Origin of the sequence: Pseudomonas lijiangensis, assembly GCF_018968705.1 — a bacterium.
GTDB classification, from domain to species: Bacteria; Pseudomonadota; Gammaproteobacteria; order Pseudomonadales; family Pseudomonadaceae; genus Aquipseudomonas; species Aquipseudomonas lijiangensis.
On sequence record NZ_CP076668.1, the window covers coordinates 1,027,191 to 1,052,824 of the forward strand.

29 protein-coding genes are annotated in these 25,634 nt (G+C 58.6%); 15 read left to right on the forward strand and 14 right to left on the reverse strand.

The window, feature by feature from the left end:
- Positions 1-9 precede the first annotated feature (9 nt).
- From KQP88_RS04540 to KQP88_RS04560, 5 genes are all read right to left on the reverse strand, one after another.
- Complete coding sequence (locus tag KQP88_RS04540) at positions 10-351, reverse strand: HopJ type III effector protein (RefSeq protein WP_216704950.1); 342 nt, start codon at positions 349-351, stop codon at positions 10-12.
- Positions 344-640, reverse strand: a complete 297-nt coding sequence (locus tag KQP88_RS04545; RefSeq protein WP_117182335.1) for a DUF1244 domain-containing protein — start codon at positions 638-640, stop codon at positions 344-346. Before KQP88_RS04545 ends, KQP88_RS04540 begins: the two co-directional genes overlap by 8 nt.
- Before the next feature lie 40 nt (positions 641-680).
- Positions 681-1,379 carry a dihydromonapterin reductase gene (gene folM, locus KQP88_RS04550; protein ID WP_216704951.1) on the reverse strand — a complete coding sequence of 233 codons (699 nt, stop codon included), beginning with the start codon at positions 1,377-1,379 and terminating at the stop codon, positions 681-683.
- A gap of 115 nt (positions 1,380-1,494) precedes the next feature.
- Entirely contained in the window at positions 1,495-2,064 is a 570-nt protein-coding gene (locus tag KQP88_RS04555) for an antibiotic biosynthesis monooxygenase (RefSeq protein ID WP_198726779.1), read from the reverse strand.
- A 149-nt stretch (positions 2,065-2,213) separates the two neighbouring features.
- Positions 2,214-2,819, reverse strand: a complete 606-nt coding sequence (locus KQP88_RS04560; RefSeq protein ID WP_216704952.1) for a hypothetical protein — start codon at positions 2,817-2,819, stop codon at positions 2,214-2,216.
- Positions 2,820-3,024: 205 nt separating this feature from the next.
- Between KQP88_RS04560 and KQP88_RS04565 the strand changes: the two genes are divergently transcribed.
- Positions 3,025-3,477 carry a flavodoxin gene (locus tag KQP88_RS04565; RefSeq protein ID WP_200995502.1) on the forward strand — a complete coding sequence of 151 codons (453 nt, stop codon included), beginning with the start codon at positions 3,025-3,027 and terminating at the stop codon, positions 3,475-3,477.
- A 167-nt stretch (positions 3,478-3,644) separates the two neighbouring features.
- Positions 3,645-4,196 carry a hypothetical protein gene (locus KQP88_RS04570; RefSeq protein ID WP_216705888.1) on the forward strand — a complete coding sequence of 184 codons (552 nt, stop codon included), beginning with the start codon at positions 3,645-3,647 and terminating at the stop codon, positions 4,194-4,196.
- Between the two features lie 15 nt (positions 4,197-4,211).
- Here the strand turns inward: KQP88_RS04570 and KQP88_RS04575 are convergent, their stop codons facing one another.
- Positions 4,212-5,015, reverse strand: coding sequence for a SirB1 family protein (locus tag KQP88_RS04575; RefSeq protein ID WP_200995504.1), 804 nt, complete (start codon positions 5,013-5,015; stop codon positions 4,212-4,214).
- 168 nt (positions 5,016-5,183) lie between these two features.
- Here KQP88_RS04575 and KQP88_RS04580 point away from each other — a divergent pair, with 168 nt between their 5' ends.
- The 4 genes from KQP88_RS04580 to KQP88_RS04595 all read left to right on the forward strand — a co-directional run bounded on the left by KQP88_RS04580 (position 5,184) and on the right by KQP88_RS04595 (position 9,496).
- Complete coding sequence (locus KQP88_RS04580) at positions 5,184-6,206, forward strand: Leu/Phe/Val dehydrogenase (RefSeq protein ID WP_216704953.1); 1,023 nt, start codon at positions 5,184-5,186, stop codon at positions 6,204-6,206.
- 94 nt (positions 6,207-6,300) lie between these two features.
- Complete coding sequence (gene pdhA, locus KQP88_RS04585; RefSeq protein WP_216704954.1) at positions 6,301-7,398, forward strand: pyruvate dehydrogenase (acetyl-transferring) E1 component subunit alpha; 1,098 nt, start codon at positions 6,301-6,303, stop codon at positions 7,396-7,398.
- On the forward strand, positions 7,388-8,374 hold the full coding sequence (locus KQP88_RS04590; RefSeq protein ID WP_117182403.1) for an alpha-ketoacid dehydrogenase subunit beta: 987 nt from the start codon (positions 7,388-7,390) through the stop codon (positions 8,372-8,374). Before pdhA ends, KQP88_RS04590 begins: the two co-directional genes overlap by 11 nt.
- Before the next feature lie 18 nt (positions 8,375-8,392).
- The gene (locus KQP88_RS04595) at positions 8,393-9,496 is read left to right on the forward strand and encodes a dihydrolipoamide acetyltransferase family protein (RefSeq protein WP_216704955.1); all 1,104 of its coding nucleotides are present in this window, start codon (positions 8,393-8,395) and stop codon (positions 9,494-9,496) included.
- Between the two features lie 78 nt (positions 9,497-9,574).
- Here the strand turns inward: KQP88_RS04595 and KQP88_RS04600 are convergent, their stop codons facing one another.
- The gene (locus tag KQP88_RS04600; protein WP_025258668.1) at positions 9,575-9,844 is read right to left on the reverse strand and encodes a YebG family protein; all 270 of its coding nucleotides are present in this window, start codon (positions 9,842-9,844) and stop codon (positions 9,575-9,577) included.
- 257 nt (positions 9,845-10,101) lie between these two features.
- On the opposite strand from KQP88_RS04600, the gene KQP88_RS04605 reads away from it, so the two are divergent.
- Positions 10,102-10,590: a phosphate-starvation-inducible protein PsiE gene (locus KQP88_RS04605; protein WP_025258669.1), complete on the forward strand. Its 489-nt coding sequence runs from the start codon at positions 10,102-10,104 to the stop codon at positions 10,588-10,590.
- 291 nt (positions 10,591-10,881) lie between these two features.
- On the opposite strand, the gene KQP88_RS04610 is transcribed toward KQP88_RS04605, so the two are convergent.
- From KQP88_RS04610 to KQP88_RS04620, 3 genes are all read right to left on the reverse strand, one after another.
- Positions 10,882-11,094, reverse strand: coding sequence for a DUF6124 family protein (locus KQP88_RS04610; RefSeq protein ID WP_200986437.1), 213 nt, complete (start codon positions 11,092-11,094; stop codon positions 10,882-10,884).
- Between the two features lie 508 nt (positions 11,095-11,602).
- Entirely contained in the window at positions 11,603-11,815 is a 213-nt protein-coding gene (locus KQP88_RS04615; protein WP_200986436.1) for a DUF6124 family protein, read from the reverse strand.
- Positions 11,816-12,151: 336 nt separating this feature from the next.
- A complete protein-coding gene (locus tag KQP88_RS04620; protein ID WP_200995512.1) occupies positions 12,152-12,484 on the reverse strand; it encodes a DUF3509 domain-containing protein in 333 nt (110 codons plus the stop codon).
- Positions 12,485-12,647: 163 nt separating this feature from the next.
- Here KQP88_RS04620 and KQP88_RS04625 point away from each other — a divergent pair, with 163 nt between their 5' ends.
- Both KQP88_RS04625 and KQP88_RS04630 read left to right on the forward strand, forming a co-directional pair.
- Complete coding sequence (locus KQP88_RS04625) at positions 12,648-13,196, forward strand: sigma-70 family RNA polymerase sigma factor (RefSeq protein ID WP_216704956.1); 549 nt, start codon at positions 12,648-12,650, stop codon at positions 13,194-13,196.
- Complete coding sequence (locus KQP88_RS04630; RefSeq protein ID WP_216704957.1) at positions 13,193-14,152, forward strand: FecR family protein; 960 nt, start codon at positions 13,193-13,195, stop codon at positions 14,150-14,152. Before KQP88_RS04625 ends, KQP88_RS04630 begins: the two co-directional genes overlap by 4 nt.
- Positions 14,153-14,219: 67 nt before the next feature.
- Here the strand turns inward: KQP88_RS04630 and KQP88_RS04635 are convergent, their stop codons facing one another.
- The 4 genes from KQP88_RS04635 to KQP88_RS04650 all read right to left on the reverse strand — a co-directional run bounded on the left by KQP88_RS04635 (position 14,220) and on the right by KQP88_RS04650 (position 18,946).
- Entirely contained in the window at positions 14,220-14,648 is a 429-nt protein-coding gene (locus KQP88_RS04635; RefSeq protein WP_216704958.1) for an HPF/RaiA family ribosome-associated protein, read from the reverse strand.
- Between the two features lie 267 nt (positions 14,649-14,915).
- Entirely contained in the window at positions 14,916-17,264 is a 2,349-nt protein-coding gene (fecA, locus tag KQP88_RS04640) for a TonB-dependent Fe(3+) dicitrate receptor FecA (RefSeq protein ID WP_216704959.1), read from the reverse strand.
- 204 nt (positions 17,265-17,468) lie between these two features.
- The gene (locus KQP88_RS04645; RefSeq protein ID WP_216704960.1) at positions 17,469-18,446 is read right to left on the reverse strand and encodes a FecR domain-containing protein; all 978 of its coding nucleotides are present in this window, start codon (positions 18,444-18,446) and stop codon (positions 17,469-17,471) included.
- On the reverse strand, positions 18,443-18,946 hold the full coding sequence (locus KQP88_RS04650) for a sigma-70 family RNA polymerase sigma factor (protein WP_216705889.1): 504 nt from the start codon (positions 18,944-18,946) through the stop codon (positions 18,443-18,445). The genes KQP88_RS04645 and KQP88_RS04650 overlap by 4 nt, the downstream gene beginning before the upstream one ends.
- A 200-nt stretch (positions 18,947-19,146) precedes the next feature.
- On the opposite strand from KQP88_RS04650, the gene KQP88_RS04655 reads away from it, so the two are divergent.
- From KQP88_RS04655 to KQP88_RS04680, 6 genes are read left to right on the forward strand one after another with little or no spacing between them, the layout of a single operon-like run.
- Positions 19,147-19,485, forward strand: coding sequence for a DUF3649 domain-containing protein (locus tag KQP88_RS04655; RefSeq protein WP_200995517.1), 339 nt, complete (start codon positions 19,147-19,149; stop codon positions 19,483-19,485).
- A 20-nt stretch (positions 19,486-19,505) separates the two neighbouring features.
- On the forward strand, positions 19,506-21,062 hold the full coding sequence (locus tag KQP88_RS04660) for a PepSY-associated TM helix domain-containing protein (RefSeq protein WP_216705890.1): 1,557 nt from the start codon (positions 19,506-19,508) through the stop codon (positions 21,060-21,062).
- Complete coding sequence (locus tag KQP88_RS04665) at positions 21,062-21,394, forward strand: DUF3325 domain-containing protein (protein ID WP_216704961.1); 333 nt, start codon at positions 21,062-21,064, stop codon at positions 21,392-21,394. Before KQP88_RS04660 ends, KQP88_RS04665 begins: the two co-directional genes overlap by 1 nt.
- A gap of 9 nt (positions 21,395-21,403) precedes the next feature.
- The gene (locus KQP88_RS04670; RefSeq protein WP_216704962.1) at positions 21,404-22,000 is read left to right on the forward strand and encodes an RNA polymerase sigma factor; all 597 of its coding nucleotides are present in this window, start codon (positions 21,404-21,406) and stop codon (positions 21,998-22,000) included.
- Positions 21,997-22,989, forward strand: a complete 993-nt coding sequence (locus KQP88_RS04675) for a FecR family protein (RefSeq protein WP_216704963.1) — start codon at positions 21,997-21,999, stop codon at positions 22,987-22,989. Before KQP88_RS04670 ends, KQP88_RS04675 begins: the two co-directional genes overlap by 4 nt.
- Positions 22,990-23,049: 60 nt before the next feature.
- Positions 23,050-25,431 (forward strand): TonB-dependent siderophore receptor, encoded by a 2,382-nt coding sequence (locus tag KQP88_RS04680; protein ID WP_407681814.1) that lies wholly within the window; start codon positions 23,050-23,052, stop codon positions 25,429-25,431.
- Positions 25,432-25,634: the final 203 nt, after the last annotated feature.

The following is a 25,634-nucleotide window of genomic DNA, read 5'->3' on the forward strand; positions in this document are numbered from 1 at the left end:
ACAGCGCGTTTAGCCTTTGCGTTTCAAGGGCTCGCCTTCAAACTTCACACCGGCCAGGCCATGGGCGATCAGTGCCCGGATGTTGCCGTGGTCCGTACCTTCTGGCGTGGCTTGTACCGAGCGGTAATGCTCGCCGAAAGCCAGCAGGGTTTCTTCGTCGCTCAAACCTTCCAGCAACGCCAGGCCCAGCGTCTTGCACGAGCCTTCGTTCTGGCCGGCAGCGTTTTCCACGCCGCCATTGTTGAACGCCTGAGGCTGATAGTCATAGCCCGCAGCAATGAATGCCAGGGTATCGGCAAAGACGTGCTCGCCGCTCTTGAGGCTGGTACGCAGGGTATTCAGATCAGTCATGCTTGGTTTCCTTGGCGAACGCCGCTTTCTGTTCGGCGCTGGCTTCTTTCTGGTATTGGGCTTTCCACTCGTTGTACGGCATGCCGTAAACCACTTCGCGTGCCTCGTCGAGGCTGACATCGATCTGTCTTTCGTCTGCGGCGGCCTTGTACCACTTGGACAGGCAGTTGCGGCAGAAACCGGAGAGGTTCATCAGGTCGATGTTCTGGACGTCCTTGCGGCTGTCCAGGTGCGCGACCAGACGGCGGAAGGCGGCGGCTTCAAGTTCGAGGCGTTGTTGCTCGGTCATGATGGGCTCTGTTGGCTAGGGATTGAGGGGAGGCAATGAGTCATTCACCGGATCTCCCTTTCTTCAGGTGTCGGCCACCATTGATGACGACACTGCTTCCTGTGGTGTATCGGGCTTCCAGCAAATAGAAGACGGCTTCGATCAAGGGCTCTGCGCCAGGCTCAAATTGCAGCAGCGCCTTTTTCAGCGTCTGGCGGCGATAGTCTTCGTCGCTGTCCGGCTTGAGGATCAGCAGCCCCGGCAGGATCGCGTTCACGCGAATGTCGGGTGCGTATTTCTCGGCGAACGACAGCACCATGTTCTGCAGGGCGGCCTTGGTGGCGGCATAGGCAATATGGCTTTTACTGCCGCGAGACGAGGTGTCGTCGCAGATATGGATGATGTCGGTTTTTTCCGGCCCGGCCAGCAGCTCACCCAGTGCCAGGTTCAAATGGTAAGGCGCTTCGACGTGGAGCCTGAACATGATGTTCAGGTTTTCCAGGCTGTCGTCCAGCCACAACGAGGCATTGTGGATGATTGCGCGCAGGCCATCGTAGTTGGAGGAGATGTGGTCGATCAGCGCCAGGCGATCCTGCTCCACGCCCAGATCAGCCTGAAATTGCACGATATTGGGGTGAGGCGAATGCTCTAGCAGGGTGCGGCTGACACTGATGACGTTATAGCCTGCCTGTGCCAACTGGATGGCCAGTTCCAGGCCGACTCGCTGGCTGGCGCCGGTTACAAGGATTGTCTTATTCATTCGGTGCAGTTGGCTTCAAGGTTTTTCGAGCATGAGACCTGCCCGACTCAAAGGCTCCAGCATAACTGAAGTTGTGCCGGGAGTGCGGGCAAGCTCTTGAAACCGCTGTTTTACATCAATTGCCGCCAACCGATTTACCTGCCGCTTCAGGCTCGCAAGGCAACTTGTTCAACCAGTCGGCCAGCAGGTGTGTGGACAGCGGAATGAACCAGTAGACCATCAGCGGCGTGAGAATCAGGGTGCTGATCATGATGCGCGGGGCCAGTTCAAGATGACCGAGCAGCGGCCCCAGCAGGAAATTGAAGATCAACGAGACAGGAAAGAACGCCAGCCAGATGGCCACCGCCTGTTTCCAGCGGGGTGGACGTTGATTGGCGGCTCCAAACCAGCCATCGATGCCGCTGACCCGGCGCTCCTGTGGCTGGGCAAAAAGTCCGCTGCCGCGCACCAACCATGAGCGTCGAGAGGCCGAATGCTCCCAGGCGTGCATGGTTTCAGAATCGGCGAAGCGAAAAATGATCTGGAATTCATCGTCTCCCGGCGGAGGCGCCAGGACACCGGAGCCCAGATATCCGGGAAAATCGGTAGCAAGTTGTTCGCCTTCGTGCAGCCAGGTCATGAGTTCCTGGTAACGCCCATGGGCAACGCGGCGTGCAACCATCAAGGTGACGGGTGGGGTAGACATTGTGTATCTCCGATAGACGAGTGAGATTCCCGGATAGGGAAGTCACATGACACGGCTCCGGGGTGGTGGGGCTGTGTCAGCTTCGATTTGAAACAAGCAAGGATTGTTCCTGAAAACGCGGCGAGAAGCTATCGGTGCAGTGGGAGGTATTAACGGTGCATGGTGGGGTGCAGGCGTTGATGCTGTTTGTGCAGGTAGCGCAGCAAGCGTTCGGAGTCTTCCTTGTTGTCCTGATTCAATCGATAAGCGCCAAAGCCATTGGTGGTCATACGAACCAGAGTTCCCATCAGGGGAATCGGGGCGTCGCCAGACGGGCTGAACCAGGCGCTGAACTGCCTGGGCGGCTTTTTCGGTTTGCGGTATTCGAGTAGGACACCCTTGGACGAAATCTCATGAACCCAGAGTGAGGTCAGTGCGCCTTTTTCGGTCTCCAGGGCAATGGGCTCAGGCAGGGTCAGGCGCCAGGGTCGAACCTGCGGGCCTTCTTCAAAAATGGTCGGCGTGCCCAGCTCCAGATGCAGGGCATGGAATTCATCCTCGACCAGATGCAGAGGGAAATTCATCTGCTGATCTTCGAACTGGGCGTGGAGCGTCACTTGTTCATGGGCTGCCAGGCGAGTCAGCAGGTTCTGTATCTGCACGCCACCATTCACAATCAGACTGCGCGTGCTGTCACGCACGTTGAGCCTGGGGTTGTGCTGCATGCTCTGGATGAAATCCAGTTCAGCCTGGGTGAGGATGGAGTCGGGTTGCATGGCGAACTCGAACGGAACAGTGGACGATAAGGAAAAAGACCGTAAATTCCTTTTTCTGTTCTGACCATTCGTCAGTCTTTTCAAAATCTTTTCCCGAAAATTTTGCAGGAGGTCTGGGGATAGACTACCGCTGCAAAATGCAAAGTCAGTCGCAGGACCGATAAGGCATAATGTCCGACTCTTTTACTCTGCCACAGGATTTGTCATGAGAGTCGCTATCATTTCCGGCTCGGTCTATGGATCGGCCGAAGAGGTTGCCCGTCATGCAGGCGCGATTCTGCGCAATGCGGGCCACGAACCCTTGTATAACTCGCGCATCACACTGGCCGAGTTGCAGGCTTTCGAGCCTCAGGCCCTGCTGGCCGTGACCTCGACCACAGGAATGGGCGAACTGCCTGACAACATCCTGCCTCTTTATTCACAACTGCGCGATGTCCTGCCGGCCTTTCTGAGAGGTTTGCCTGCCGGTGTGATTGCCCTGGGCGATGCCAGTTATGGCGATACTTTCTGTGGTGGCGGTGAGCAGATCCGCGAGTTGTTCGCCGAACTGGGTGCCGTCGAAGTACAGGAAATGCTGCGTCTGGATGCGAGCGAAAGCGTCACGCCGGAAAGCGATGCCGAGCCTTGGCTGGCGGAATTCATCAAGCATCTGGGTTAAAGGATGAGGCACTGCAATATTCATGTATTCCAGTGCCTTTTCTTTTTGAGCTGTAAGGCATTTGTATTCAATAAGTAGGACGCGGCTGGATTTTTATCCCGCTATTCATTGATTCCCACCAGCTCCGATATTCAAAGAGTGTCCACTCAATGAATAAGGAGTTTCAAATGCCAAGGCCTGTCGTTGGTAACTTGCCCCAACTGGTTGTAAAAACACCTCCCATTCAAAACACCGCCAAGAGCCAAAAGCACGAAATCAGCAAGATCCTGAACGAGGTCACCGGCACGAATCTTGGTGCTATCAGTCTGCTGACGATGGAAAAGAGAAAGATGAAGCCGCTGTTCAAGGGCTTCAATCCCGAGCAGATCACGCCCAGGGAACTGAGCAAAGCGGGCATGCGGCTGTTTAACGGTGGCCTCATCGATAATCACACGGCAGAACTCTTGAGCCGGGCAGGAGACGAGTTCGACAAGAAGGGCGAAGTTGTAAACCCGGACAAGGAAATCAATGCGCTGGAGTTCTTCGCCGAGCGAATTGCCGAGATGAAAAGCAAGGCCTTGATGGGCGATCCTTATTCACAGATTCTGCTGCCCGATTACGTCAAGGCTATCCATGTCCTCCAGAACCTCTACACCTTCGCAAGTACCGGAGAGAGCATGGAAATGCGGAAACTCCGGGAGGCAGAGAAAGACAGCAGACCGCCCTTGATTCGTGAGTGACACATCAGGCTCCGATCAATGAAACGCGCTGCTGGGTGGTAACTGATTCAGCCTTTCCACTACTTTGAGGCGTTGCACAGGATCGTTACTCAGCAGCAGTGCATGCTCCAGATCGAAGCGTTCGGCCTGCGGACATTCCAGTGCCTGATACAGGCCGGCGCGGGCCAGATGATCGTGGCTGGTGGCCTGGCCCAGTTCGACGATCCGGTCGGCATCCTTGAGCGATGCCATGAAGTCGTCATTGACCAGATGCAGATGCCGCAGGTTGCGTGACATACGCTGCAACATACCCAGCGGCGTGGCCTGTGCCATGTGTTCGACCCGCAATTGCATGTCCGGCCCGAACTGACGCGTCAGCAGTTCGCGGCAATCCTTGGGGTATAGCCGGCGTCCACTGCAAGGGTCCAGCAGATGATCGGCGCCCGGTACGCGCAGCAGGAAATGTCCGGGGAAATTGATGCCTTCAAGGGTGATGCCCAGGCGTCTGGCCAGCTCCATGGCGATCAATGCAATGCCCAGCGGCTGACCCTGGCGACGTTGCAGGATCCTGTGCAGCAAGGCCGATTCCGGTTTGGGAGGGTTCCAGTCGTCCTGTTGGAAACCCAGGCTGTTGAGTTGACGCAGCAATGGCTGAGCCAGCTCATTGGCAGGCAAGACCGGCAGCGCAGCATTGAGTTGGCGCTGCAACTGATCGACCTCTTCTGCCACCAGATGAGGCTGAAACTGCGATTCATGTTCGGCCGAAATCCATAACGCGGCCTCGAACACCGAGGGCGGTGTACGCTGCAGGCACGCCAGGCAGTTCTGTCGTGGAGTCATTGGCCACTCCGTGTGGGCTCGTTCGTCTGAAACACTCACAACCATGCTTCTTTTAAACCTGGCCGCAGGTTTCGTCCAGCGTCGCTTGCATATGCCTGAATGGTCGGTCGCTTTCCTGGCCAGCGCCTATACTCGCTTTACAAACAAGAACCGGGGAGCACCATTAAAATGTTTGCTCTCATGCAGCGGTCGCGTACCGAAGCACTTCATCTGGTCAGTGACCCGCAAACAGGTCTCAAGGCCGTCATCGCGATTCATAACAGCCGTATGGGGCCGGCTCTGGGAGGTTGTCGTTATCTGACCTATCCAGATGAAGAGAGCGCCATTGAAGATGCTATTCAATTGGCAAGGAGCATGAGCTACAAGGCGGTTCTTGCCGGTTTGCCGCTGGGTGGTGGCAAGGCGGTGATCATGCGGCCTTCGCAAATTTACAGCCGCGCAGCCATCTTTGAATCCTTTGGCCGTTTCATTGAAACCCTGGACGGTCGTTACATCACGGCTGTGGACAGCGGCACTTCCAGCGAAGACATGGATTGCGTGGCCATGCACACCCGGCATGTCACCAGCACCAGCGAATCGGGAGATCCGTCACCTTATACCGCCATGGGCGTTTTCGCCGGTATCCGGGCCACAGCCATGGCGCGTCTGGGCAGCGACAATCTCGAAGGCCTGCGCGTGGCGATCCAGGGCCTGGGCCACGTGGGCTACGCGCTGGCTGAAATGCTGCATGCGGCAGGTGCCGATCTGCTGGTCAGTGATATGGACAGCGGCAAGGTGCAACTGGCGATGGAACAGTTCGGTGCCCATCCCATTGCGTGCGAAGCCTTGATGAGCACACCTTGCGACATCCTGGCGCCCTGCGCCCTGGGCAACGCCCTCAATTGCCAGAGTGTGCCGCAACTGCGCTGCGCGGCAGTGGCCGGTGCTGCCAACAACCAATTGAGCAGCCTGCAGGTCGCCGAGCAACTGGAAGCTCGCGGCATTCTTTATGCGCCGGACTATGTCATCAACTCCGGCGGCCTCATTTATGTGGCCCTTAAACATAAAGGAGAAAATCAGAACGCTATCACCGCGCATCTTTTACGAATCGGACTACGATTGACGGAGGTGTATGCCCATTCACAGGCCGAAAAACGCTCACCCGCGTGTATCGCCGATGCGTTGGCAGAACGCCTGCTGAATGTCGAATGATGGCCCACCATCCCGGAGCCGTTCGACCTGATCTTCGCCGCCAAAAGCAGCGATTCATGATCACCACGCATACCCCGCGTGACTGGAGTAGCGAATGTCTAACAAGATCAAGCTTGCGTATACCCGTTACCTGGCCCCCGACGGTCGCTTGACCGGAGAGCTTCCTCCTTGGGCCGATGACTTCAATCTGCTGACACGCCTTTATCGGCAAATGGTCCTCACCCGGCTGTTCGACCAGAAAGCCGTCGCCCTGCAGCGCACCGGCCGTATCGGCACCTATGCGCCGACCCTTGGCCAGGAAGCCATCGGTGTCGCCATCGGCAGCCTGATGCATCCCGAAGACGTACTGGTTCCCTATTACCGCGACACCGCCGTGCAATTGATGCGGGGCGTGCGCATGGAAGAAATCCTTCTTTACTGGGGCGGAGACGAGCGAGGCAGTGCCTATGCCGAACCTGCCGTGGCCCAGGACTTTCCCCTGTGCGTGCCGATTGCGACCCAGGCCCTGCATGCCTGCGGTGTGGCCAGTGCGTTCAAGATCAGGGGCGAGCATCGCGTGGCCGTCACCACCTGTGGCGATGGCGCGACCAGCAAGGGCGACTTTCTCGAAGCCCTCAATGTGGCGGGCGCCTGGCAATTGCCGGTGGTCTTCGTCGTCAACAACAACCAATGGGCGATTTCCGTTCCCCGGCGCATCCAGTGCGGCGCGCCGACCCTGGCTCAGAAAGCCATCGGAGCGGGCTTCCATGGCGAACAGGTCGACGGAAACGACATCGTCGCTGTCTACGACCGCATGCAGATTGCCCTCGAACGGGCACGCAAAGGCAAAGGGCCGGTGTTGCTCGAATGCCTGAGTTACCGACTGGGCGACCACACCACCGCCGACGACGCGACCCGCTATCGCTCCGGCGAAGAGGTCAAGCAGGCCTGGCTGGAAGAGCCGGTCAAACGCCTGCAGTCCTACATGGTCAGCCAGGGCGTGTGGGATGAAGGACGCGAGCAGACCCTGATCAGCGAGTGTCAGGGCCTGGTGCAAATCGCGGTGGACGTGTTTGAAAGCACCGGCACCCAGTCTCCCGAGTCCGTCATGCAACACGTCTACGCCAAATGGCCGGACGCGCTGGCGGAACAGCATGAGTGGTTCATGGAACGTGCTGCACGGCGTGTCGGAGGTGATCATCATGGCCAATGAAAAAGTCAGCCTGCTGGAAGCCGTGAACCTGGCGATGCACCGGGCCATGGCCGAAGACGAAAACGTCGTGGTGCTGGGTGAAGACGTCGGCGTCAATGGCGGTGTATTCCGCGCTACTCAAGGTTTGCGTGACAGCTTCGGCTTCAAGCGAGTGATCGATTCGCCCCTGGCGGAAACCATGCTCGGCGGCCTGGTGGTCGGCATGGCGGCGCAGGGTTTGAAACCGGTGGTTGAAATCCAGTTCATGGGTTTCATCTATGCCGCCATGGAACACCTGGTTTCCCACGCCAGCCGCATCCGCAATCGCACCCGCGGGCGTCTTTCCTGCCCGATGGTGCTGCGTACGCCCATGGGCGCGGGGATTCGTGCTCCCGAACATCACAGCGAAAGCACCGAGGCCATGTTCGCGCATGTGCCAGGCCTGCGAGTCGTCATTCCGTCGTCACCTGCCCGCGCCTACGGATTGTTGCTGGCGGCCATCGACGATCCCGATCCGGTAATCTTCCTGGAGCCGACCCGGCTCTATCGCATGAACCCGCAACCCCTTGTCGATGACGGCAAGCGCCTGCCGCTGGACAGCTGTTTCACCTTGCGTGAAGGCAGCGACATCACCCTGATCAGTTGGGGCGCCAGCGTTCATGAAACCTTGCAGGCGGCCAGTGCGCTGGCCGAGCGAGGCGTCTCGGCAGAAGTCATCGATGTGGCCTGCGTCAAACCTCTGGACCTCGACACCCTTGAAGCCTCGGTGCGCAAGACCGGTCGCTGCGTGATCATCCACGAAGCGCCGCGTTCATGTGCCGTCGGTTCTGAAATCGCCGCCAGCCTTTATGAGCGGGCCTTCATGGATCTGCAGGCACCCATCCAGCGTGTCACTGCCCCGGATATTCCACCGCCGTTGTACCGGCTGGAACAGCTCTATATCCCGGCAGTGGAAGACATTCTGCATGCCTGCGACACCGTGCTCGATTTCGCCTGACGCCCAAGGAGGCTTGCGATGAAATATTTCAAACTGCCCGATCTGGGCGAAGGTCTGCAAGAAGCGGAAGTGGTCCAGTGGCACATCAAGGAAGGTGACACCGTGCGTGCCGATCAACTGGTGGTTTCGGTGGAAACCGCCAAGGCCATCGTCGATATTCCCGCGCCTTATGACGGCGTGGTCGCCAAACTGTTTGGCGGTGATGGCGATGTCCTGCATGTGGGTGAACCCCTGATGGCCTTTGAAGGCGAGGGCGATGCCGGCACTGTCGTCGGGCGTCTTGAAGGCGGCGGCAGCCAGGACGATCAGTTCTGTGTCGGCGCTGCGCCTTCGACCCGTGAACACCTGTCTGTAAAAGCCACGCCTGCCGTTCGCCAACTGGCCCGGCAACTGGGTATCGAACTCAATGCTCTGACGGGCTCAGGCAATAACGGCCTGATCACCCGCGCCGATGTCGAGCGTGCAGCACAGGTCGAACGCGATCGTTTTGGTGGTCAGCGTCTGCGCGGTGTGCGGCGCAGTATGGCGCTGAACATGGCCAAGTCCCATGCCGAAGTGGTGCCGGTGACGATCTTTGGTGACGCTGACCTGCATCGCTGGGCGCAGGCCCGTGACCCATTGATCCGCCTGGGCAAGGCCATGGCCGAAGCCTGCAAGGTGGAGCCGGTGCTCAATAGCTGGTTCGACGGCAAATCCCTGTCGATCAAACAGCATGAAACCCTCAACCTGGGCATCGCCGTCGACACACCCGATGGCTTGTTCGTACCGGTGCTTCGCGATGTCGGCAACCGCAGTGCGGCTGACCTGAAAGAGGGCATGAGTCGCTTGCGCGCCGATGTGAAAGCCCGCTCAATCCCGCCACAGGAAATGATGGGCGCAACCATCACCCTGTCCAACTTCGGCACCCTGTTCGGGCGCTACGCCAACCCGATCGTCGTACCGCCGCAAGTGGCAATCATTGGTGCAGGAGGGATTCGTGAAGAGCCGGTGGCCATGAACGGGGAGGTTGTAATCCACCCGATCCTGCCGCTGTCACTGACCTTCGATCATCGGGCCGTGACGGGAGGTGAAGCCGCACGGTTCTTTAAAGCGCTGGTGGATGAACTGGAGAAACCGGAATGATGGAGGTGTAGTTTTTCGCGAATGAATTGGCTCCCACTAAAAACCTGTGGAAGCGAATTCATTCGCGAACCCCCGATTTCACTCGGTTTCAGCTTCGGTTTCGCTCAGCAATTCATTCAGCGCATCCGGCTGGCTCTTGAAGGCGCGGGCGAAGATATCGCGGTTTTTCGCCATGTAGATCCCGGCCTCTTCAACCTGGGCTTCCGTCAGCGACGGCACGGCCTTGTTCAACACTGTTGCCAGCAACTCGGCGAGTTCAAGCATCTTGTCATGACGATCAGCTTCGGCTTTATCCATGAACAAGCGCTCCAGATCTCGGCTGCTGCGGTATACCACTTCGACGGCCATTAACCACCTCACATGCCTTTGCGATAAATTTAGCGATTACTGTATTTTTGTACAGTATTTAGCATAAGCCAATCCGCTTCCCTTGAATAGTGGTCTTAAAACACATTTTTGTTGGCCCGGTGTGCCTTGCGACAACCCGTCGCGCTCTCAACGATAGCCTATGGCCCTGTTCATGCTTTAAAAAGCATCGGCGCAGAGTGTCATCTGCATGCAGCATCATCCGGTTGGTAAAAATTCAGGTTCAGAGGTAGAGCGTCATGGGAAACAAATGGGCAGAAAAGATGCGGCAAAAAGTGCATTCGCAGGCCGAATCGCTGGGGAATCTCTGTGTGGAGAGCTTCCACTTCCTGGCACTGTTCGCCATCGGCGCCATCACTGCCTGGGCATCGGTCGTCGCCTTTCTGGGGATGGTCGAAAAAGGCAACATCACGGTCGATGACATCCTGCTGCTGTTCATCTACCTCGAGCTGGGTGCGATGACGGGGATTTACTTCAAGACCAACCACATGCCCGTCCGCTTCCTGATCTATGTCGCCATCACGGCACTGACCCGGTTGCTGATCTCGGACGTCTCCCACCACAACCCGCCAAGTATCGGCATCATCTACCTGTGCGGCGGTATTCTGCTGCTGGCGATCTCGATTCTGGTGGTGCGTTATGCGTCGTACAAATACCCGTCGGCGAAGATTCCGGATCCGTTCAGTAATGTGAAAGGGGCAGTGACGGAGGAGAAGGGCGAGGTTTGATTTAAACGGCATTTGGTAGGAGCGAATTCATTCGCGAGAGGCCCGTACATTCGAAGAAGATTTATCGCCTTCAATGACGTCATCGCGGATGAATTCCCACAAATGACAGGTACTCCTACGTACTAATGTCGATCAGTTAAGGCACAAACAACACTTGTGGGAGGCAGCTTGCTGGCGAAAAAGGCCTGAAACTGGCAGATATTTGCGTCGAACGCTGAAGTCGCCAGCAAGCTGCCTCCCACAAAGTGATTCATTGACCTTAACTGATCGGCATTACTACTGCGTAGAGGTTTACCGCACCTCCACCCGCTCCAACGACCGATCCAGCTCACTCCTGGCCATCCCGATCAGATGAACAACAGAAAAAGCCAAATCACGTTTCGGGCCATTGAGGCTGTCGCCGGATTCGTAGGCGGTGGCCGCTGCGCATCGCAGCAGTTCGGAGATGTGCAGCAGGGATTCTTCGAGCGATGGGGCAGGTGGATCGGGTGTTAAATTTTTCATAACCAGTTTCCTTATGGGGCCACCGTACAATCGCTGCTAAACGATTGAGGGTGGCGACTTTGACGCGGGTTAGCAGACCGGGAAACTAGCCAAAACCGGCGCACCCGAAGGTGCCCCACGCAAAGCCGCCATAAGGGCATGTTTTGCGTGGCTAGTCATCGTCGGGCTGCTAAACCCGATCACTGATGAGCAGTGACCGGCACAGCCTAGAGAGCCAAAAAGGGCCACGCAAGGGGATAGGATTTTCTAGGAAACTTCGCGCAGATGATAGAGACAGGTCCGTAAGAAACGGCCTGCAAACGAGGCATTTCGTTAGCTTAAGTTACATCGCACCCCTCATCTTGCGTAGACAGGGACTACCTGTCGCTCTCAGAAGTTGGTCGCGGGCAAGCGCTCATTAACCCTAATATTTGAAGCGAATTCATTCGCGAGAGGCCCGTACATTCGAAGAAAACCTATCGTCTTCAATGACGTATCGCGGATGAATCCGCTCCCACAAGTGGCAGGCCTAGCGTGCTTCCACACGCTCCAGCGAGCGATCAAGCTCGGTTTGGGCCATGCCGATCAGGTGTACAACCGAGAAGGCCAGGTCGCGTTTCGGTCCGTTGAGGCAGTCGCCGGATTCGTAGGCGGTGGCCGCTGCGCATCGCAGCAGTTCGGAGATATGTTGCAGGGATTCTTCGAGAGAAGGTATGGAGGGGTCAGGTGTTATTTTTTTCATAACCAGTTTCCTCATGGTGCCACCGTACAATCGCTGCGAAACGATTGAAGGTGGCGACTTTGACGCGGGTTAGCAAACCGGCAAACCAGTCAAAACCGGTGCACCCGAAGGCACCCCACGCAGTCGCCATCAGGGCATGTTTGCGTGGCTGGTCATCCTCGGGCTACTGAACTAGATCACTGATAAGCTGTGATCCAGCTTAGTTCAGAGAGCCAAAAAGGGCACACAAGGGGATATGACTTTCCATGAAGCCACACGCAGATGAAAAGAGAGGTCCGCAATAAATGCCCTGCATTCAGGGCATTTTCGTCAGGTTAAGTAATACCGACGCTCGCTTCAGAGGCCCGCCGTCTGCTCATGTCGGTCTGGCCGCCAGTGACCTCCTGTAAGAATCGGCAACTGGCTGAGTGTGACGCCATCGGTCATGGCGGTGAGGATTTTCAGTGCGCTGTCGCCACGCTCGATAGCGATGCCGAATTGCACGCTTTCTATGAGGCGACGCAGGCGCTCGGGGTCGTTGCGCTGGGCGGCGCTGATCAGGCGCTTGGCGACGATGCCCTTTTCGTTCGACAGTGTCAGCATGATGCTGCCATCCAGTCCCTGGATGCTCAGATTCACCCGGTAATCGGGATGAAAGGTATCGGTGATCATCTGAAAAGGATTATCCATATCTTCTACCTGTCTATGTGAACTGCATAAATTGACCGGGTATTAGTCCCTTTAGTTCTCAGTTGCTGACCATCGGCAAGATTTTCTGGTGCTTGCTGATGGCAGGTTTTGCTGTCATCTTTCGCGTTAATGATAATTTTTCGTGTTTGAGAAGCATTGACGCATGCGCGACTTTTCCGCAGCTGATGACGACCTTGTCCGTGATCGTCGGCAGCAAATGACCGAGCTCTACAGCGACCACCATCTGTGGCTGCAAAACTGGCTGCGAAAAAAGATTGGGTGCTCGCAACGTGCTGCGGATCTGGCCCAGGATGCTTTCGTGCGTATCCTGATGCTGGCTGAACCGCTCAATCTCAAGGAGCCTCGGGCGTTTCTCGCCACCACTGCGACGCGCTTGCTGATTGATGGTGCACGGCGTCGCAAGATCGAGCGCGCCTACCTGGAGGCGCTGGCTCTGCATGCCGATGAAGTTTGCACGCCGGATCCCGAAGCCATCCATGTCGCGTTGCAGATGCTGGAGCGAATCGCACAGATGCTTGACGGCTTGCCTCCCAGGCCGCGTCAGGCATTTTTGCTTCACCGCCTTGAGGGGATGACTTACAGCGAAATAGCCATTCAATTGGGTGTGTCCTCCAGCATGGTCAAACAATACATGGCCAGCGTGATGGTGCATTGCTACAAGACACTGCATGGTTCGGGCCAGCTCTCATGAGCGATGCACAAGAACCCTGCGAGCGGATGATCAGCGAAGCGGCTTCCTGGCTTGCATTGATGAATGACGATGCGGTGAGCGCAACTGATCGCGAGGCCTTTGACAGGTGGCGCGAGGCGGACCCGCGACACGCTCTGGCGCTGTCACGCATGCAGTCCTTGTGGGGCAGTTTTGATGAATTACCGGGCAAGCCGGCTCGGGTTGCATTGCGTCAGACATTCCCGCATTCGGGGGTAAAACCCTCTTATCGAGGGTTGCAGGTTCTCTCGCTGTTGGGCGTTTTGATCGGCGGCTGGATGAGCGTCGAGAACCTGCCGATCTGGATGGCCGATCAGCACACGGCCATCGGTGAGCGTCGCGAATTTCTGCTTTCCGATGGTAGCGAAGTTCAGCTCAACAGCAATTCGGCGCTGGATATAAAATTCGACGGACGGCAACGCGAGGTGGAATTGTTGCGCGGCGAATTGTGGGTTCAGGTTGCAAAGGATGCACAGCGCCCATTTGTGGTGCGCACCGATCAGGGCACCATCACTGCATTGGGGACGCGCTTTGTGGTGCGCCGTGGTCCGCAAGGGACAACGGTCAGCGTGCTGGAGTCAGCCATTGCGGCCAGGGCCGATAGCGCGGATGTGGTGAAAGTCTCCACCGGCCAGCAGGCCTTGCTCAAGGACGGCAGGGTACAGGCGCCGCGCTCCATAGGCAGTGGCGACCCGTCAGCGTGGACCCGTGGCGTGCTGAAGGTTGATGATCGGCCTCTGGGCGAAGTGCTGCAAACACTGGCCGAATATCGACATGGCTTGTTGCGTTTCGATGCCAGGGCTCTGGATGGGATACGGGTTTCTGGGCTGTTCCGCCTTGATGATACCGATGCTGCGCTTGCAGCCCTGAGCGATAACCTGCCCATCCGCATCGAGCGCTTTACTGACCTGCTGATCGTGGTCAAACCGCTGCCCTGAAAACAGAAAGGGCGGCTCTTTTCAGGGCCGCCCTCGGTTACGCGATCAATGTGTCAGAGAGTGGAAATCAGCCCAGTCGAGCGACTTCCTTTTCCAGTTCTTTCTCAAGAAATTCTTCCTCCAGCAGGGCGTCCGGACTGACCGAATCTTCATCCTGATCCTGGGGCAGTGGTGCGCCGCCACGTTTGCTGCGCAGTTTGCCCAACAGGTGCTCAAGGGCGTGATCGAGTTTTGCGGCTGCACCATCAACGGCCTGATCGATGGTATCGGCCTTCTGGGTAACGGAAATCGGTTGGTGGCCTTTTGGACGGGCCTCTATCTGGCAGCGGATGTCATGTGGACCTGGCTTTTCGCCGTTTTCATCGCTGATGTGAACTTCGACTCGGGTTATATATTCGTCGTAGCGTTCGAGCGTGCTTTCAATGGTGGTACGAACCCACTCCTCCAGTCGGATACTGCTTTCGATGTGATTATCGCTATTGACCTGGATTTGCATAGTTAATCCTTATTAGGGCTTGCTCGTGTGAGGCTCATTGATCGATTTCTTGCGGAGCTCGATTTCGTTTGCGCTCAAGCACAGTGTTGGCGCCAATGAGCCAACAATTCAACCCCCAAATGGAAGAAATATTTCGCAGCAAAAATATTGTCATATTCAGGTTTGAATGAAAGCATTTCTCATCCACCTGGTTTCATCTGTGCATGCTGTCGCGGCCAAGGCCCCTCCCACTTTCAATCGTGGGAGGGGCCTTGGCCGCGACAATTCTTAAAACGCGACGGACGTCTGCAGGTACACGGTGCGCGGTTCACCCACGTACTTGCCGCGGTTGTTGTCATCGAACGAGCGGGTGAAGTATTCGCGGTTGAAGATGTTCTTCACGCCTACCGCCACGTTCAGGTCAGACATTTTCGGGCCGAAGTCATAGGCGGCGCGGGTGCTGAACAGCATGTAGCCGGGAATCCTGCCGGTGCTGCCGCTGGCGTTTTCTGCCTCGGTATTGGCGTTGTCGGCGAACTGATCGCTCTGGAACGAACTGTCCAGATTCAGCTTCCATGGGCCTTCGGTGTACCTCACGCCCAGGGTGCCTTTGTGTCTGGACGAGAAGGGCACGCGATTGCCTTTGTTCGGGCCGTCTTCGCGGATGGTTGCGTCCACATACGCATAGCTGGCGTAGACCTCATAGGCATCCAGCGCCGGGCTCAGGTCGCTCAAGGCGTAGTTGATGCTGCTCTCGATACCCTGATGACGGGTTTCGCCGCGAGCGATGATGCGGTTGTCGGTCTGGTTGGTGTCGTACTGGTTGTCGAAGTTGATCAGGAAGGCGCCGATCTCTGCGCGCAGTACGCCGTTGTCATAGCGGGTGCCCAGTTCCCAGGTGCGCGCCTTTTCCGGTTGGACTTCGCCGCCGTTGACGCGATTGGGCATCTGGCTGTACTGCACGCTGCCGAACGAGCCTTCGGTGTTGGCGTACAGGTTCCAGGTGTCCGTGAGGTGATAGAGCACGTTCAAGGCCGGCAGGGCCGTGTTGTAGTCGCCCTGGTATTTGACGTTGGTCTGGTTGTTGGATTGCGCCGTGTCGATCATCTCGTAGCGAATGCCCGGCGTGATGGTCCACTTGCCGATATCGATGCGGTCATCGATGTAGAACGCTTTGGCATCGGTGTAGCCACGGGTATCGCGGTCTTGCGTGCTCGACGTGCTGGGCATGATTTGCGAAGCGGTGGTTTCGTTGTAGCGCACTTCGTGGCCGGATTCGTTGATGTAGCGATAGCCGATGCCCACTTCATGCCAGCTCTCGCCCAGTGCGAAACCTTGGGAGAAGCGGGTTTCAAAACCGCGTACCCAGTATTCGCGCGGTGACAGGGTGACGATATTGCCCTGTTCCAGATAACCGCTGCGCAGGGTCTTGGTGAAGAAGGTGTTGGCGGTGAAAACCCGGGCGTCCTGCTCGTAGCGATAGCCGAAGTTGGCCAGGGTGCGACGGCCCCAGAACTTGTCTTTCAGGCGCGTCGATTGATACGGATCGGCATCGTAATCCGCAACACTCAGGCCGCCGGGCATCTCGGCTTCGCCTTCGTAATACTGCGCCATGGCGTTGAGGCTATTGGCATCGTCGATCTGGTATTTGCCCTTGAGAATCAGGTCGTCGATCTGGGTATCACTGTGTTCGCGCCAGTCGCTGCCGCGCACGCCGGAATACAGAATCGCGCCGCCCAGGCCATTTTCCGCCGTGCCGCCCAGCAGCAGGTTGCCGGTTTTCTTGAAGCCATCTTGGGTGGAAGACGGGCTGATCTCGGTCTGCACGGAGCCCTTCATGGTGGGCTCGTCCGGGATGGCGCGGGTCACGAAGTTGACGATCCCGCCGACGTTCTGCGGGCCGTAACGCACGGCACCGCCGCCACGCACCACGTCCACGGCATCCATGTTGCCCAGGCTGATCGGCGCAAGAGACAACTGAGGCTGGCCATAAGGTGCGAATGGCACCGGAATGCCATCCATCAGGACCGTGGAGCGCGAAGCCAGGCGCGGGTTGAGGCCGCGAATGCCGAAGTTCAGCGCCATGTCGTGGCTGCCGGTGCCGTTGTTTTCCGGTGCGTTGACGCCCGGGATACGGTTGAGCACTTCGCGGGCATTGGTGGAGCCGTTACGCTCGAACTCTTCACGACGAATCACGTCACGGGCACCGGGATGTTCGAAGACGTTGGTCTGCTGAGCTTCACCCAGCCAGTCACCGACAATGGTCGATGCGCCGAGCTCCACAGGGCCGCTACCTGCCGCACTCACCGGTTGCAGGGAGAAGCCTTGATTGCCGTCGGCCACAGCCTGCAGCCCTGTGCCTTCCAGCAAGGCGGCCAAGCCTTGCTCTGGCGTGTATTGACCTTCCAGCCCGCGGCTTTTCAGGCCGCTGGTGACTTGCGAGCCATAGGAAATCATCACGCCCGCTTCCCGGCCAAACTGGTTCAGCGCGGTTTCGAGTTCGCTTGGGGCAATGTGATAGGCCTTGGCATCGGCAGCATGCGCCAGCGAAAGACCGCCCAACGACAGGCTCGCGCCGAAAATGATATGCCGCAGGGTGCGAACCAGAGGTGACAATTGGGGCGATCGGGTCGACATGCAGGAGTCCTTTGATCTGGAGGATTAAGAGGTGCTTTCCCTGTCTGTCACGCGAGCGCTTGAAAACGGCTCACCGGATTTGAAAAAAGTTTTGTGATAACTCACTTTGTGGGAGGCAGCTTGCTGGCGACTTCACGTACAGACGCAGAATATCTGTCGGCTTCGAGCCTTTTTCGCCAGCAAGCTGCCTCCCACAAGTGTTGTTCACACCCGAGCCTGAACACTCACCCAATACCGGGTAAAGCGCTGCACCCGGACGGGCAGGGTGACTTCCAGCATGTCGAGGATGCGTTCGCTGTCGGCCAGCGGGTAACTGCCGGAAATCAGCAGGTTGGCGACCTTGGCATCGCAGTTGAGTCGCCCGCGACGGTAGCGGCCCAGTTCGGCCAGGAAATCCGTCAGCTTCATGTGCGAGGCGACCAGCATGCCTTCGGCCCAGGCTCCGGTGCTGGCGTCTGTCGGGCGTACCGGGTCCCAGGCGTCGCGGCTGAAGGTCACTTGCTGTCTGGCCTGCAACCGCAATGACGGACCGACATGGGCGTCGGGGCTGATTTCGAGTGAGCCGTCCAGCACGGCCAGTTGCGTGCGGCCGTCCAGTTGCCGCAGGTTGAAACGACTGGCCGCGGTCGAGGCGTGTACGGTGCCTTGGGCGGTCAGCAGGTTCAGTGGGCGTGAGTCGGCAACTGCCGTCATCAGGATTTCGCCTTGCAGCAACTTGATAAACCGCTGCCCGGCATCGAAGCGCACATCCAGGGCGCTGGCGGTATTGAGTTGCACCTGTGTGCCGTCGCTCAGTGTTTCCTTGCGTTGTTCGCCCACGCCGCTGCGCAGGTCGGCCAGCAAGGGTTGCAAGGCGATCTGATCACGTAATCCCCAGCCTGCCGCTGAACCCGCGCCCAGCAGAAGCAAAAGCTTCAGGGCCTGGCGGCGACCGCTGGAGGACGGAGCATTGAGCGCCGCATGGGCCAGGGGCGAAGACAATCCGCTCAAGCGTTGGTTGACCCGCTGGATGTGCGCCCAGGCACGCTGGTGTTCGCTATTGCCATTGAGCCACTGCTGCCAGGCATGCTGGCGACGGGAATCCAGACCGCCTTCCTGCATTTCGATCATCCAGCTCACTGCCTGCCTGGCCACGGCGGGGGAAATGTCTGACTTGTTCAGGGATTCGGCATTCAGGTTCATAGGGCGAAGTAGCAGCGCAGCGCGGCCTTGTTCAGATGACGCTTGACCGTCGCGATGGAGATGCCCAGTTGCGAGGCGATTTCGCCATGGCTCAGGCCATCGACCTGAGAAAGCAGGAAGGCACGTTTGACCGCAGTCGGCAGGCCGTCCAGCAACTGGTCCAGTTCCACCAGAGTTTGCAGGATGATCGCCCGGTCTTCCTCGGAAGGTGCCACGCATTCCGGCAGCTCGGCCAGGGCCTGGTAATAGGCGCGCTCCAGATCCTGGCGTCTGTAGTGATTACACAGCACCCGCTTGGCGATGGTGGTCAGAAAGGCCCGAGGCTCAATGATCTGGGCCGTATCGCGGGCCAGTATCACTTTGACGAAGGTGTCCTGAGCCAGATCCGCCGCACTGTGCGGGCAGCCGATCCTGCGCCGCAGCCAGGTCGTTAGCCAGGAATGGTGATCCTGGTACAGACCTTCGACGGTATGACTGAGAGCGGGCTGGGCGGTGTGCATCACGTAGAAAAATCCACGGGGACTCATTGAGGGCGTCGATTCTGTCAGACTCTTTTGCATATGAGAATATTTATCATTAATATTGCGCTTTATTCTTGTGCCTGGGTGCGAACTTTCTGCCCGGCGGTCTGGTGACAGGGTCCTTGTCATGCCAGCTCACGCTTTTTCATTGCCTTTCAAGATCGGGTAAAGGTTCTCGGATGCACGGTTCAGCCCTCAATAGCCCAGCGGTCAATAAACGTCCTGCGAAAAATACCGGTGTCTCGGTTTCCTACCGGCTGGCGGTGGCTTCCCGCGCGCTGGCGGCGATCTTTGCAGGTTATCTGCTGGCTTCCGTGACCAGCATCTGTGTCGCCCAGTGGTTGCCGGTCCCTCGGGCCGAAGCCGTTATCACGGGCATGATGCTTTCGTTTCTGGTGTATCTGGTGGCCGTGCTCTGGTGCTTTGCCTGCCGCACGGCCGTGCAGGCGTGGGTGGGCGTGTTATTGCCCAGCGCAATCCTGGGCGTTGCCTATGCCTGTGGCCGGTGGTTGTCATGAAGGAGGGTTTTCGTCAGGCCATGGCCTGGCTGCACACGTGGGTCGGGCTGGTGTTCGGCTGGCTGCTGTTCGCGATTTTCCTGACCGGGACGCTTTCCTACTTCAAGGATGAGATCACCCAATGGATGCAGCCCGAGATTGCTGCCCGTCCTGTGAATACCGAGGCCAATATCCGGCTGGCGCAAAGCTACCTGCAACAACACGCGGCGGGTGCCACGCGCTGGTTCATCAATATGCCGGACGAGCGCTCGCCGGGCCTGATGGTGGGCTGGCTGCCGGAAGGCAAGCCCGGTCAGCGCAACAACTTTGTCCGCAAGGTTCTGGACACTCAGACCGGCGCTCCGGTGCAGGCGCGGGAAACACGGGGCGGCGACTTCTTCTATCGCTTCCATTACCAGTTGCAGATGCCGCACCCCTGGGGCCGCTGGCTGGCGACCATTGCGGCGATGGTGATGTTCGTGACGCTGGTGACCGGCATCATCGTGCACAAGAAGATATTCAAGGAGTTCTTCACCTTCCGGCCACGCAAGGGCCAGCGTTCCTGGCTGGATGGCCATAACGCCCTGGGCGTGCTGGTGCTGCCGTTTCATCTGATGATTACCTACAGCAGTCTGGTGATCTTCATGTCGATGGTCATGCCCGCCAGTATCCTGACCAGCTACGGCACTGTGCAGGCCTTCTACAACGAAGTATTCCCCGGTTCGAACATGCCAGGGCCTGACGGCAAACCTGCCGAGTTGCTGCCCCTTGCTCCGCTTCTGGCCTCGGCCAGCGAGCGCTGGAATGGCGATCAGGTGGGGCGCGTGGTGGTCAACAATCCTGGCGACAGCAATGCTTCGGTGCTGCTGACCCGTGACGACAAAGGCAGCATCACGCCGGATCGCGGTGGCGCGCTGACCTTCAATGGCGTGAGCGGTGCCCTGCAGAACGAAACCCCTTCGCGGCCCGTGCCTATGCTGATTTCCAGCGGCATGTATGGCCTGCATGTCGGTCACTTTGCCGGGCCGACCCTGCGCTGGCTGTACTTCATTTTCGGCGTGGCCGGGACCGCGATGATCGGCACCGGGCTGGTCATGTGGCTGGGCAAGCGCCGCCTCAAGCATGCCAAGACCGGCGTGCTGCCTTTCGAGTTGCGTCTGGTCGAGGTGCTGAACATCGCCAGCATGTCGGGCCTGATGCTCGCGGTGGCGGCGTTCTTCTGGGCCAATCGGGTTCTGCCGGTCGGGTTGGCCGGGCGCGCAGGCTGGGAAGTGAATGTGTTCTTCATCATCTGGGGCCTGTCGGTGCTGCATGCCGTGCTGCGCAGCGGCCACAGCGCCTGGCGCGAGCAGTTGGGACTGGGTGCGCTGTTATTCATCGGCTTGCCGGTGCTCGATCTGCTGACCGATGGCCATTACCTGATCGCCGCGTTGCAACAGGGAAGCTGGGTGCTGCCGGCCTTTGACCTGACGGCGCTGGGTACCGGCCTGTTCCTCGGCTGGGCGGCACTGAAGTTCAGGGCTGAGCGTGCCGATAAACCGGTGCGCAAGGGCGCTGGCGCTTCGGCCATTGCAGTCAGCCGTCAGGAGGCCAGTTGATGCTGCTGGCGGCGTTGTTCTGTTACATCGGTTTCACGGCCTTGTGCCTGTCCATGTCCCGGCATTACGGCGAGTTGCTGAGCGGTCCATTGACCTCACGGCGCAGTCGGTTGCTCACGCTCGCGGGCTGGTTGTTTCTGGCGGTTTCCTCAGTCGTTGCAGTCAATGATGCCGGTTGGGGTATAGGCTTGGCGCAGTGGTTTGCGGTATTGATGGGCAGTGCGGTGCTGCTGGTTTTTCTGATGCCTTTCAAACCTCGCTGGATATTGAAGCTGGCCGGTTTCGGACTGGTACTTTGCCCCTTTGCTGTTTTTGACCTGTTGCCCGTTTAAGTGATCGTGATGATGCCCCCTGAACCAGACCTGCCCGATACAGGCCCTGACGCCGAGCCCTTGGCGGCGAAGGGTGGTCGTGCGCATTTTCTGCAGGTGTTTTTGTCCCAGCGTCCCCAGATGGAAGCGCTGGTCAGCCGCCGTGTGGGCTGTCGGGCAACGGCTGCGGATCTGGTGCAGGACCTGTTCGTGCGTTTCTGGCGGCGTCCTCTGGTGCAGGTCGAAGAGCTGAGCACTTATCTGCTGCGCTGTGCGGGCAATATCGCCATCGACCATTTGCGCAGCGAAGGTGTGCGCAGCCGCATCAGCGAAAGCCTTGAAACCGGGCATGACGAAAGCAGTAACGATCCACGCGCCGCGCTGGAGGCGAACAACGATTTGCGCCACGTCGAGGCGGCCTTGCGCGGCTTGCCCGAGCGGACTCGACAGATTTTCCTGCTCAACCGCATTCACGGTCGCAAGTACGCAGAGATCGCCAAAGCCATGGCGCTTTCCCAAAGCGCTGTGGAAAAACATATGATGCGCGCTTTGCAAGCCTGCAAGGCGAGCCTGGAACAGGACTCGGCAGGCACCGCCCGAACGAAGCCTGGAGACGCTCGTCGATGAAAGCGCCGCCCGCCGTGCAGAATGCCACGACCCCGGAAGAAGCCGCACTGGCCTGGTTGAGCGTCCTGCATGACCAACCCGATTACGCCGACCAACTGGCGTTCAGCCAATGGCTGCAAGCCGACCCGGCCCATGTGCAAGCCTATGGCAAGGCCCAGGTGTTGTGGGAGTTGAGCGAAGCGCCGGCGGCCCGGCTTGCCAGTGAAGACGCCGTTGCGCTGTACGCCTTGTTGCGGGCGATGGATGCGCCGCCGCCACGTCGTAACCTGCAACGCTGGTCGGTGGGTCTGGCGATGGCCGCTTGCCTGATGTTGATGATTGCCATGGGCGCAGGCTGGCAGCCGCAGCGCTGGGCCGATGATTTCGGCGCGGATTACGTGTCGGCTCCCGGCCAGGTCCGCACCGTGACGCTGGCCGATAATTCCCAGGTCACGCTGGATGCCGACAGTGCCATTGCCGTGAATTTCAGCCGTGGCGAACGTCATGTGCAGCTACGACGCGGCGCTGCCTTTTTCAAAGTGACCCACACCGGCGAACCGTTCGTGGTCGATGCCCATACCGGCGAAACCCGCGTGCTGGGCACCCAGTTCGAAGTCCGGCTGGAACCGGAGGGCGCGCAGGTGACGGTGTTGTCCGGGCGTGTCGGAGTCAAGGCGGCAGGTGGGCTTGAGCAACGGATTCTGGAAGCGGGTCAGCAAGTGGCCTACGACCAGACGACCACCTCGGTCCCCAAGGGCATCGACAGTGAAAACCTGCTGGCGTGGCGACAAGGCTGGCTGAATTACTACCGGACACCTCTGGCCGAGGTCATCGACGACCTGAGCCGTTATTACCCTGGCCGCATTGTGCTGCTCAACGATCAACTGGCCGCCAAACGCATCAGCGGCAGCTTCCCCAGCAAGGACCCCCAGGCTGTCCTGAGCGCCTTGCAGTCGGTGGTGGGGTTCGAGACTTACAGCATGCTGGACCGGGTCATTGTTCTGCGCTGAGTCGATGGCAGACAGGCGATCCTCCATGGCGCGGATTTCATGGCGGCGAGGCGCAAGGCAATGAGCGGCTGGCTGGGTAGAACGCTGTTCGTGGTGGTAGGCGTCTGTGTTCAAAGCGCAGTCTGTGCCGCGCAACAGACTTTCGATTTCTCTATCCCGGCCAGGCCCTTGCCGCAGGCCTTGAGCGAGTTCAGTCGCGTCACCGGCCTGAGCGTGATCTACACCCAGGATGCGCCTTACCGCATCGACGCCCCGACACTCAACGGACGCTTCAGCGCCGAACAGGCATTGAGCACGTTGTTGCGAGATTCCGGCCTGGCCTGGCGCCGTGCCAGCGAGCAGGCGTTTACTCTGGAAACCCTGAAGCCCGAAGCCGGCACCCTCAGTCTGGCAGCCACTCACATCGATTCCCGGCTTGCGGAGCGCGGCCCGTATCAACCACCTTCGAGTACCTCGGTGTTGCGCTCGTCTGCCTCTGTGCTGGAAACACCTCAGAGCATCAACATCGTCCCGCCGCAGGTGCTGCGTGATCAGGCGCCGCGTAACCTGGATGATGCCTTGAGCACCATCAGCGGCGTCACTCAAGGCAACACACTGGGCAGCACTCAGGACACGCTGATGAAGCGCGGTTTTGGTGACAACCGCGACGGCTCGATCATGCGCAACAGCATGCCGGTGGTGCAGGGCCGCAACCTGAACGCCACTGCTGAACGTGTCGAAATTCTCAAGGGGCCGGCGAGCCTGCTCTACGGAATCCAGGACCCCGGCGGCGTCATCAACGTGGTCAGCAAGCAGCCTCAATTACAGGCGGCCAATAGCCTGACAGCTCGTGGCTCCAGCTATGGCTCGGGCAAAAACGGCAGTGGCGTGACGCTGGACAGTACCGGTCCCGTGGGTGATTCGGCACTGGCCTGGCGGATGATTGTCGATCATCAGGACGAAGATTACTGGCGCAATTTCGGCACCCATCGCGAGTCGCTGATCGCGCCGTCACTGGCCTGGTACGGCGAAGACACCCAATGGGTGGCGGCTTATGAACACCGGGAATTTCTCTATCCCTTCGATCGCGGCACTGCCATCGATCCGGTGACCAATCACCCTCTGGACATTCCGGCCACACGCCGCCTCGATGAGCCGTTCAACAACATGGAAGGGCGCTCGGATCTTTATCGTTTCGAGGCCGATCATGATTTCAATGAGCGCTGGAAAGGGCATCTGGGTTACAGCTACAACCGCGAAACCTACGATGCCAGTCAGGTGCGGGTCACGGCAGTGAATGCAGCCAATGGCACTCTGACTCGCTCCATGGACGGCACCTCCGGCGCACTGGCCACCGACCGCTATACCGTCCTGACTCTTGCGGGCGATGTGCAGTGGGCGGGCCTGCGCCATGAACTGCTCATGGGCATGGATGACGAGTACCGCAAGGTCTATCGCTCGGACCTGATCCGCCAGCGCAGCCTGACCACTTTCAGTTACCTGAACCCGGCTTACGGGCAGGAAGTGGAGGGCACGACGGTCAGTGAACCGGACAGTGCCCAGAGCGATATTCTGCGCAGCAATTCGCTGTTCCTTCAGGACTCGATTCACCTGAACGAGCAATGGATTGTAGTGGCTGGCGCACGCTTCATGACCTTCGATCAGGTGGCGGGCAGAGGCCGACCTTTCAGCGTCAACACCGACACCAACGGCAGCCAGTGGATACCTCGCGCCGGTCTGGTCTATCGCTACACCGATCAGTTGTCGTTTTATGGCAGCTACAGCGAATCCTTCAAACCCAACTCCAGCATCGCGCCGCTGACCGGTGGCTACGTGCTGGATTCCGGGACCTTGCCTGAGCAGGCCAAAGCCTGGGAGCTGGGTGCCAAATGGGATGTGCCGGGTGCCTTCAGCGCAACCGTGGCGCTTTACGACATCCATAAGCGCAATGTGTTGGTGGCCAACTACGACGCGGCAACCGCCAGCACCGTCTACAGCTCGGCGGGTGAAGTTCGCTCGCGAGGGCTGGAACTGGACCTGAGCGGTCAGTTGAGTGAACGCTGGAGCCTGATCGGCGGGTATGCCTTTACCGATGCCCGCGTGCAGGAAGACCCGTTGCTCAAGGGTAAACACCTGCAGAATGTCGCCCGCCACAGCGGCTCGTTGTCGGCGGTTTATGACCTGGGCAGCGTGCTGGGCGGCGACCGCTTGCGGCTGGGTGCCGGTGCGCATTATGTTGGGGAAAGGGCAGGTAACCCGCTCAACGACTTCAACCTGCCGGCCTACACCGTCGCCGATGCCTTCGCGACTTACGACACCCGGCTGGACGGGCAGAAAGTCCGGTTCCAGCTCAACGTCAAAAACCTCTTCGACCGCACTTACTACACCTCAAGCGTGAACCGCTATTTCGTCTCGATGGGGGATTCGCGGCAGGTGCAGATATCTACGACGCTGGAGTTTTAAGCTCTTTTTGTGGCTGTTTTTTCGCGAATGAATTCGCTTGTATGGTAGAGCTTGAAGGGGTGGTGGGACGAACAATTCGCATCTGACTGCAGCCACAGTACAGACCGTGGGAGACCTCGCCTCACCCCTTCCACCAAAAGCGCCGATAAAGAATGCTTCGTTCAAGCGACGATAGAAACAAGCCTGCGCCTCTGGGTGAACCC

Excerpts from the sequence above, each read along its gene's own strand:
- KQP88_RS04540 (WP_216704950.1), bottom strand. The coding sequence starts at position 351 with ATGACTGATCTGAATACCCTGCGTACCAGCCTCAAGAGCGGCGAGCAC.
- KQP88_RS04545 (WP_117182335.1), bottom strand. The coding sequence starts at position 640 with ATGACCGAGCAACAACGCCTCGAACTTGAAGCCGCCGCCTTCCGCCGT.
- folM (WP_216704951.1), bottom strand. The coding sequence starts at position 1,379 with ATGAATAAGACAATCCTTGTAACCGGCGCCAGCCAGCGAGTCGGCCTG.
- KQP88_RS04555 (WP_198726779.1), bottom strand. The coding sequence starts at position 2,064 with ATGTCTACCCCACCCGTCACCTTGATGGTTGCACGCCGCGTTGCCCAT.
- KQP88_RS04560 (WP_216704952.1), bottom strand. The coding sequence starts at position 2,819 with ATGCAACCCGACTCCATCCTCACCCAGGCTGAACTGGATTTCATCCAG.
- KQP88_RS04565 (WP_200995502.1), top strand. The coding sequence starts at position 3,025 with ATGAGAGTCGCTATCATTTCCGGCTCGGTCTATGGATCGGCCGAAGAG.
- KQP88_RS04570 (WP_216705888.1), top strand. The coding sequence starts at position 3,645 with ATGCCAAGGCCTGTCGTTGGTAACTTGCCCCAACTGGTTGTAAAAACA.
- KQP88_RS04575 (WP_200995504.1), bottom strand. The coding sequence starts at position 5,015 with ATGACTCCACGACAGAACTGCCTGGCGTGCCTGCAGCGTACACCGCCC.
- KQP88_RS04580 (WP_216704953.1), top strand. The coding sequence starts at position 5,184 with ATGTTTGCTCTCATGCAGCGGTCGCGTACCGAAGCACTTCATCTGGTC.
- pdhA (WP_216704954.1), top strand. The coding sequence starts at position 6,301 with ATGTCTAACAAGATCAAGCTTGCGTATACCCGTTACCTGGCCCCCGAC.
- KQP88_RS04590 (WP_117182403.1), top strand. The coding sequence starts at position 7,388 with ATGGCCAATGAAAAAGTCAGCCTGCTGGAAGCCGTGAACCTGGCGATG.
- KQP88_RS04595 (WP_216704955.1), top strand. The coding sequence starts at position 8,393 with ATGAAATATTTCAAACTGCCCGATCTGGGCGAAGGTCTGCAAGAAGCG.
- KQP88_RS04600 (WP_025258668.1), bottom strand. The coding sequence starts at position 9,844 with ATGGCCGTCGAAGTGGTATACCGCAGCAGCCGAGATCTGGAGCGCTTG.
- KQP88_RS04605 (WP_025258669.1), top strand. The coding sequence starts at position 10,102 with ATGGGAAACAAATGGGCAGAAAAGATGCGGCAAAAAGTGCATTCGCAG.
- KQP88_RS04610 (WP_200986437.1), bottom strand. The coding sequence starts at position 11,094 with ATGAAAAATTTAACACCCGATCCACCTGCCCCATCGCTCGAAGAATCC.
- KQP88_RS04615 (WP_200986436.1), bottom strand. The coding sequence starts at position 11,815 with ATGAAAAAAATAACACCTGACCCCTCCATACCTTCTCTCGAAGAATCC.
- KQP88_RS04620 (WP_200995512.1), bottom strand. The coding sequence starts at position 12,484 with ATGGATAATCCTTTTCAGATGATCACCGATACCTTTCATCCCGATTAC.
- KQP88_RS04625 (WP_216704956.1), top strand. The coding sequence starts at position 12,648 with ATGCGCGACTTTTCCGCAGCTGATGACGACCTTGTCCGTGATCGTCGG.
- KQP88_RS04630 (WP_216704957.1), top strand. The coding sequence starts at position 13,193 with ATGAGCGATGCACAAGAACCCTGCGAGCGGATGATCAGCGAAGCGGCT.
- KQP88_RS04635 (WP_216704958.1), bottom strand. The coding sequence starts at position 14,648 with ATGCAAATCCAGGTCAATAGCGATAATCACATCGAAAGCAGTATCCGA.
- fecA (WP_216704959.1), bottom strand. The coding sequence starts at position 17,264 with ATGTCGACCCGATCGCCCCAATTGTCACCTCTGGTTCGCACCCTGCGG.
- KQP88_RS04645 (WP_216704960.1), bottom strand. The coding sequence starts at position 18,446 with ATGAACCTGAATGCCGAATCCCTGAACAAGTCAGACATTTCCCCCGCC.
- KQP88_RS04650 (WP_216705889.1), bottom strand. The coding sequence starts at position 18,946 with ATGCACACCGCCCAGCCCGCTCTCAGTCATACCGTCGAAGGTCTGTAC.
- KQP88_RS04655 (WP_200995517.1), top strand. The coding sequence starts at position 19,147 with ATGCACGGTTCAGCCCTCAATAGCCCAGCGGTCAATAAACGTCCTGCG.
- KQP88_RS04660 (WP_216705890.1), top strand. The coding sequence starts at position 19,506 with ATGGCCTGGCTGCACACGTGGGTCGGGCTGGTGTTCGGCTGGCTGCTG.
- KQP88_RS04665 (WP_216704961.1), top strand. The coding sequence starts at position 21,062 with ATGCTGCTGGCGGCGTTGTTCTGTTACATCGGTTTCACGGCCTTGTGC.
- KQP88_RS04670 (WP_216704962.1), top strand. The coding sequence starts at position 21,404 with ATGATGCCCCCTGAACCAGACCTGCCCGATACAGGCCCTGACGCCGAG.
- KQP88_RS04675 (WP_216704963.1), top strand. The coding sequence starts at position 21,997 with ATGAAAGCGCCGCCCGCCGTGCAGAATGCCACGACCCCGGAAGAAGCC.
- KQP88_RS04680 (WP_407681814.1), top strand. The coding sequence starts at position 23,050 with ATGAGCGGCTGGCTGGGTAGAACGCTGTTCGTGGTGGTAGGCGTCTGT.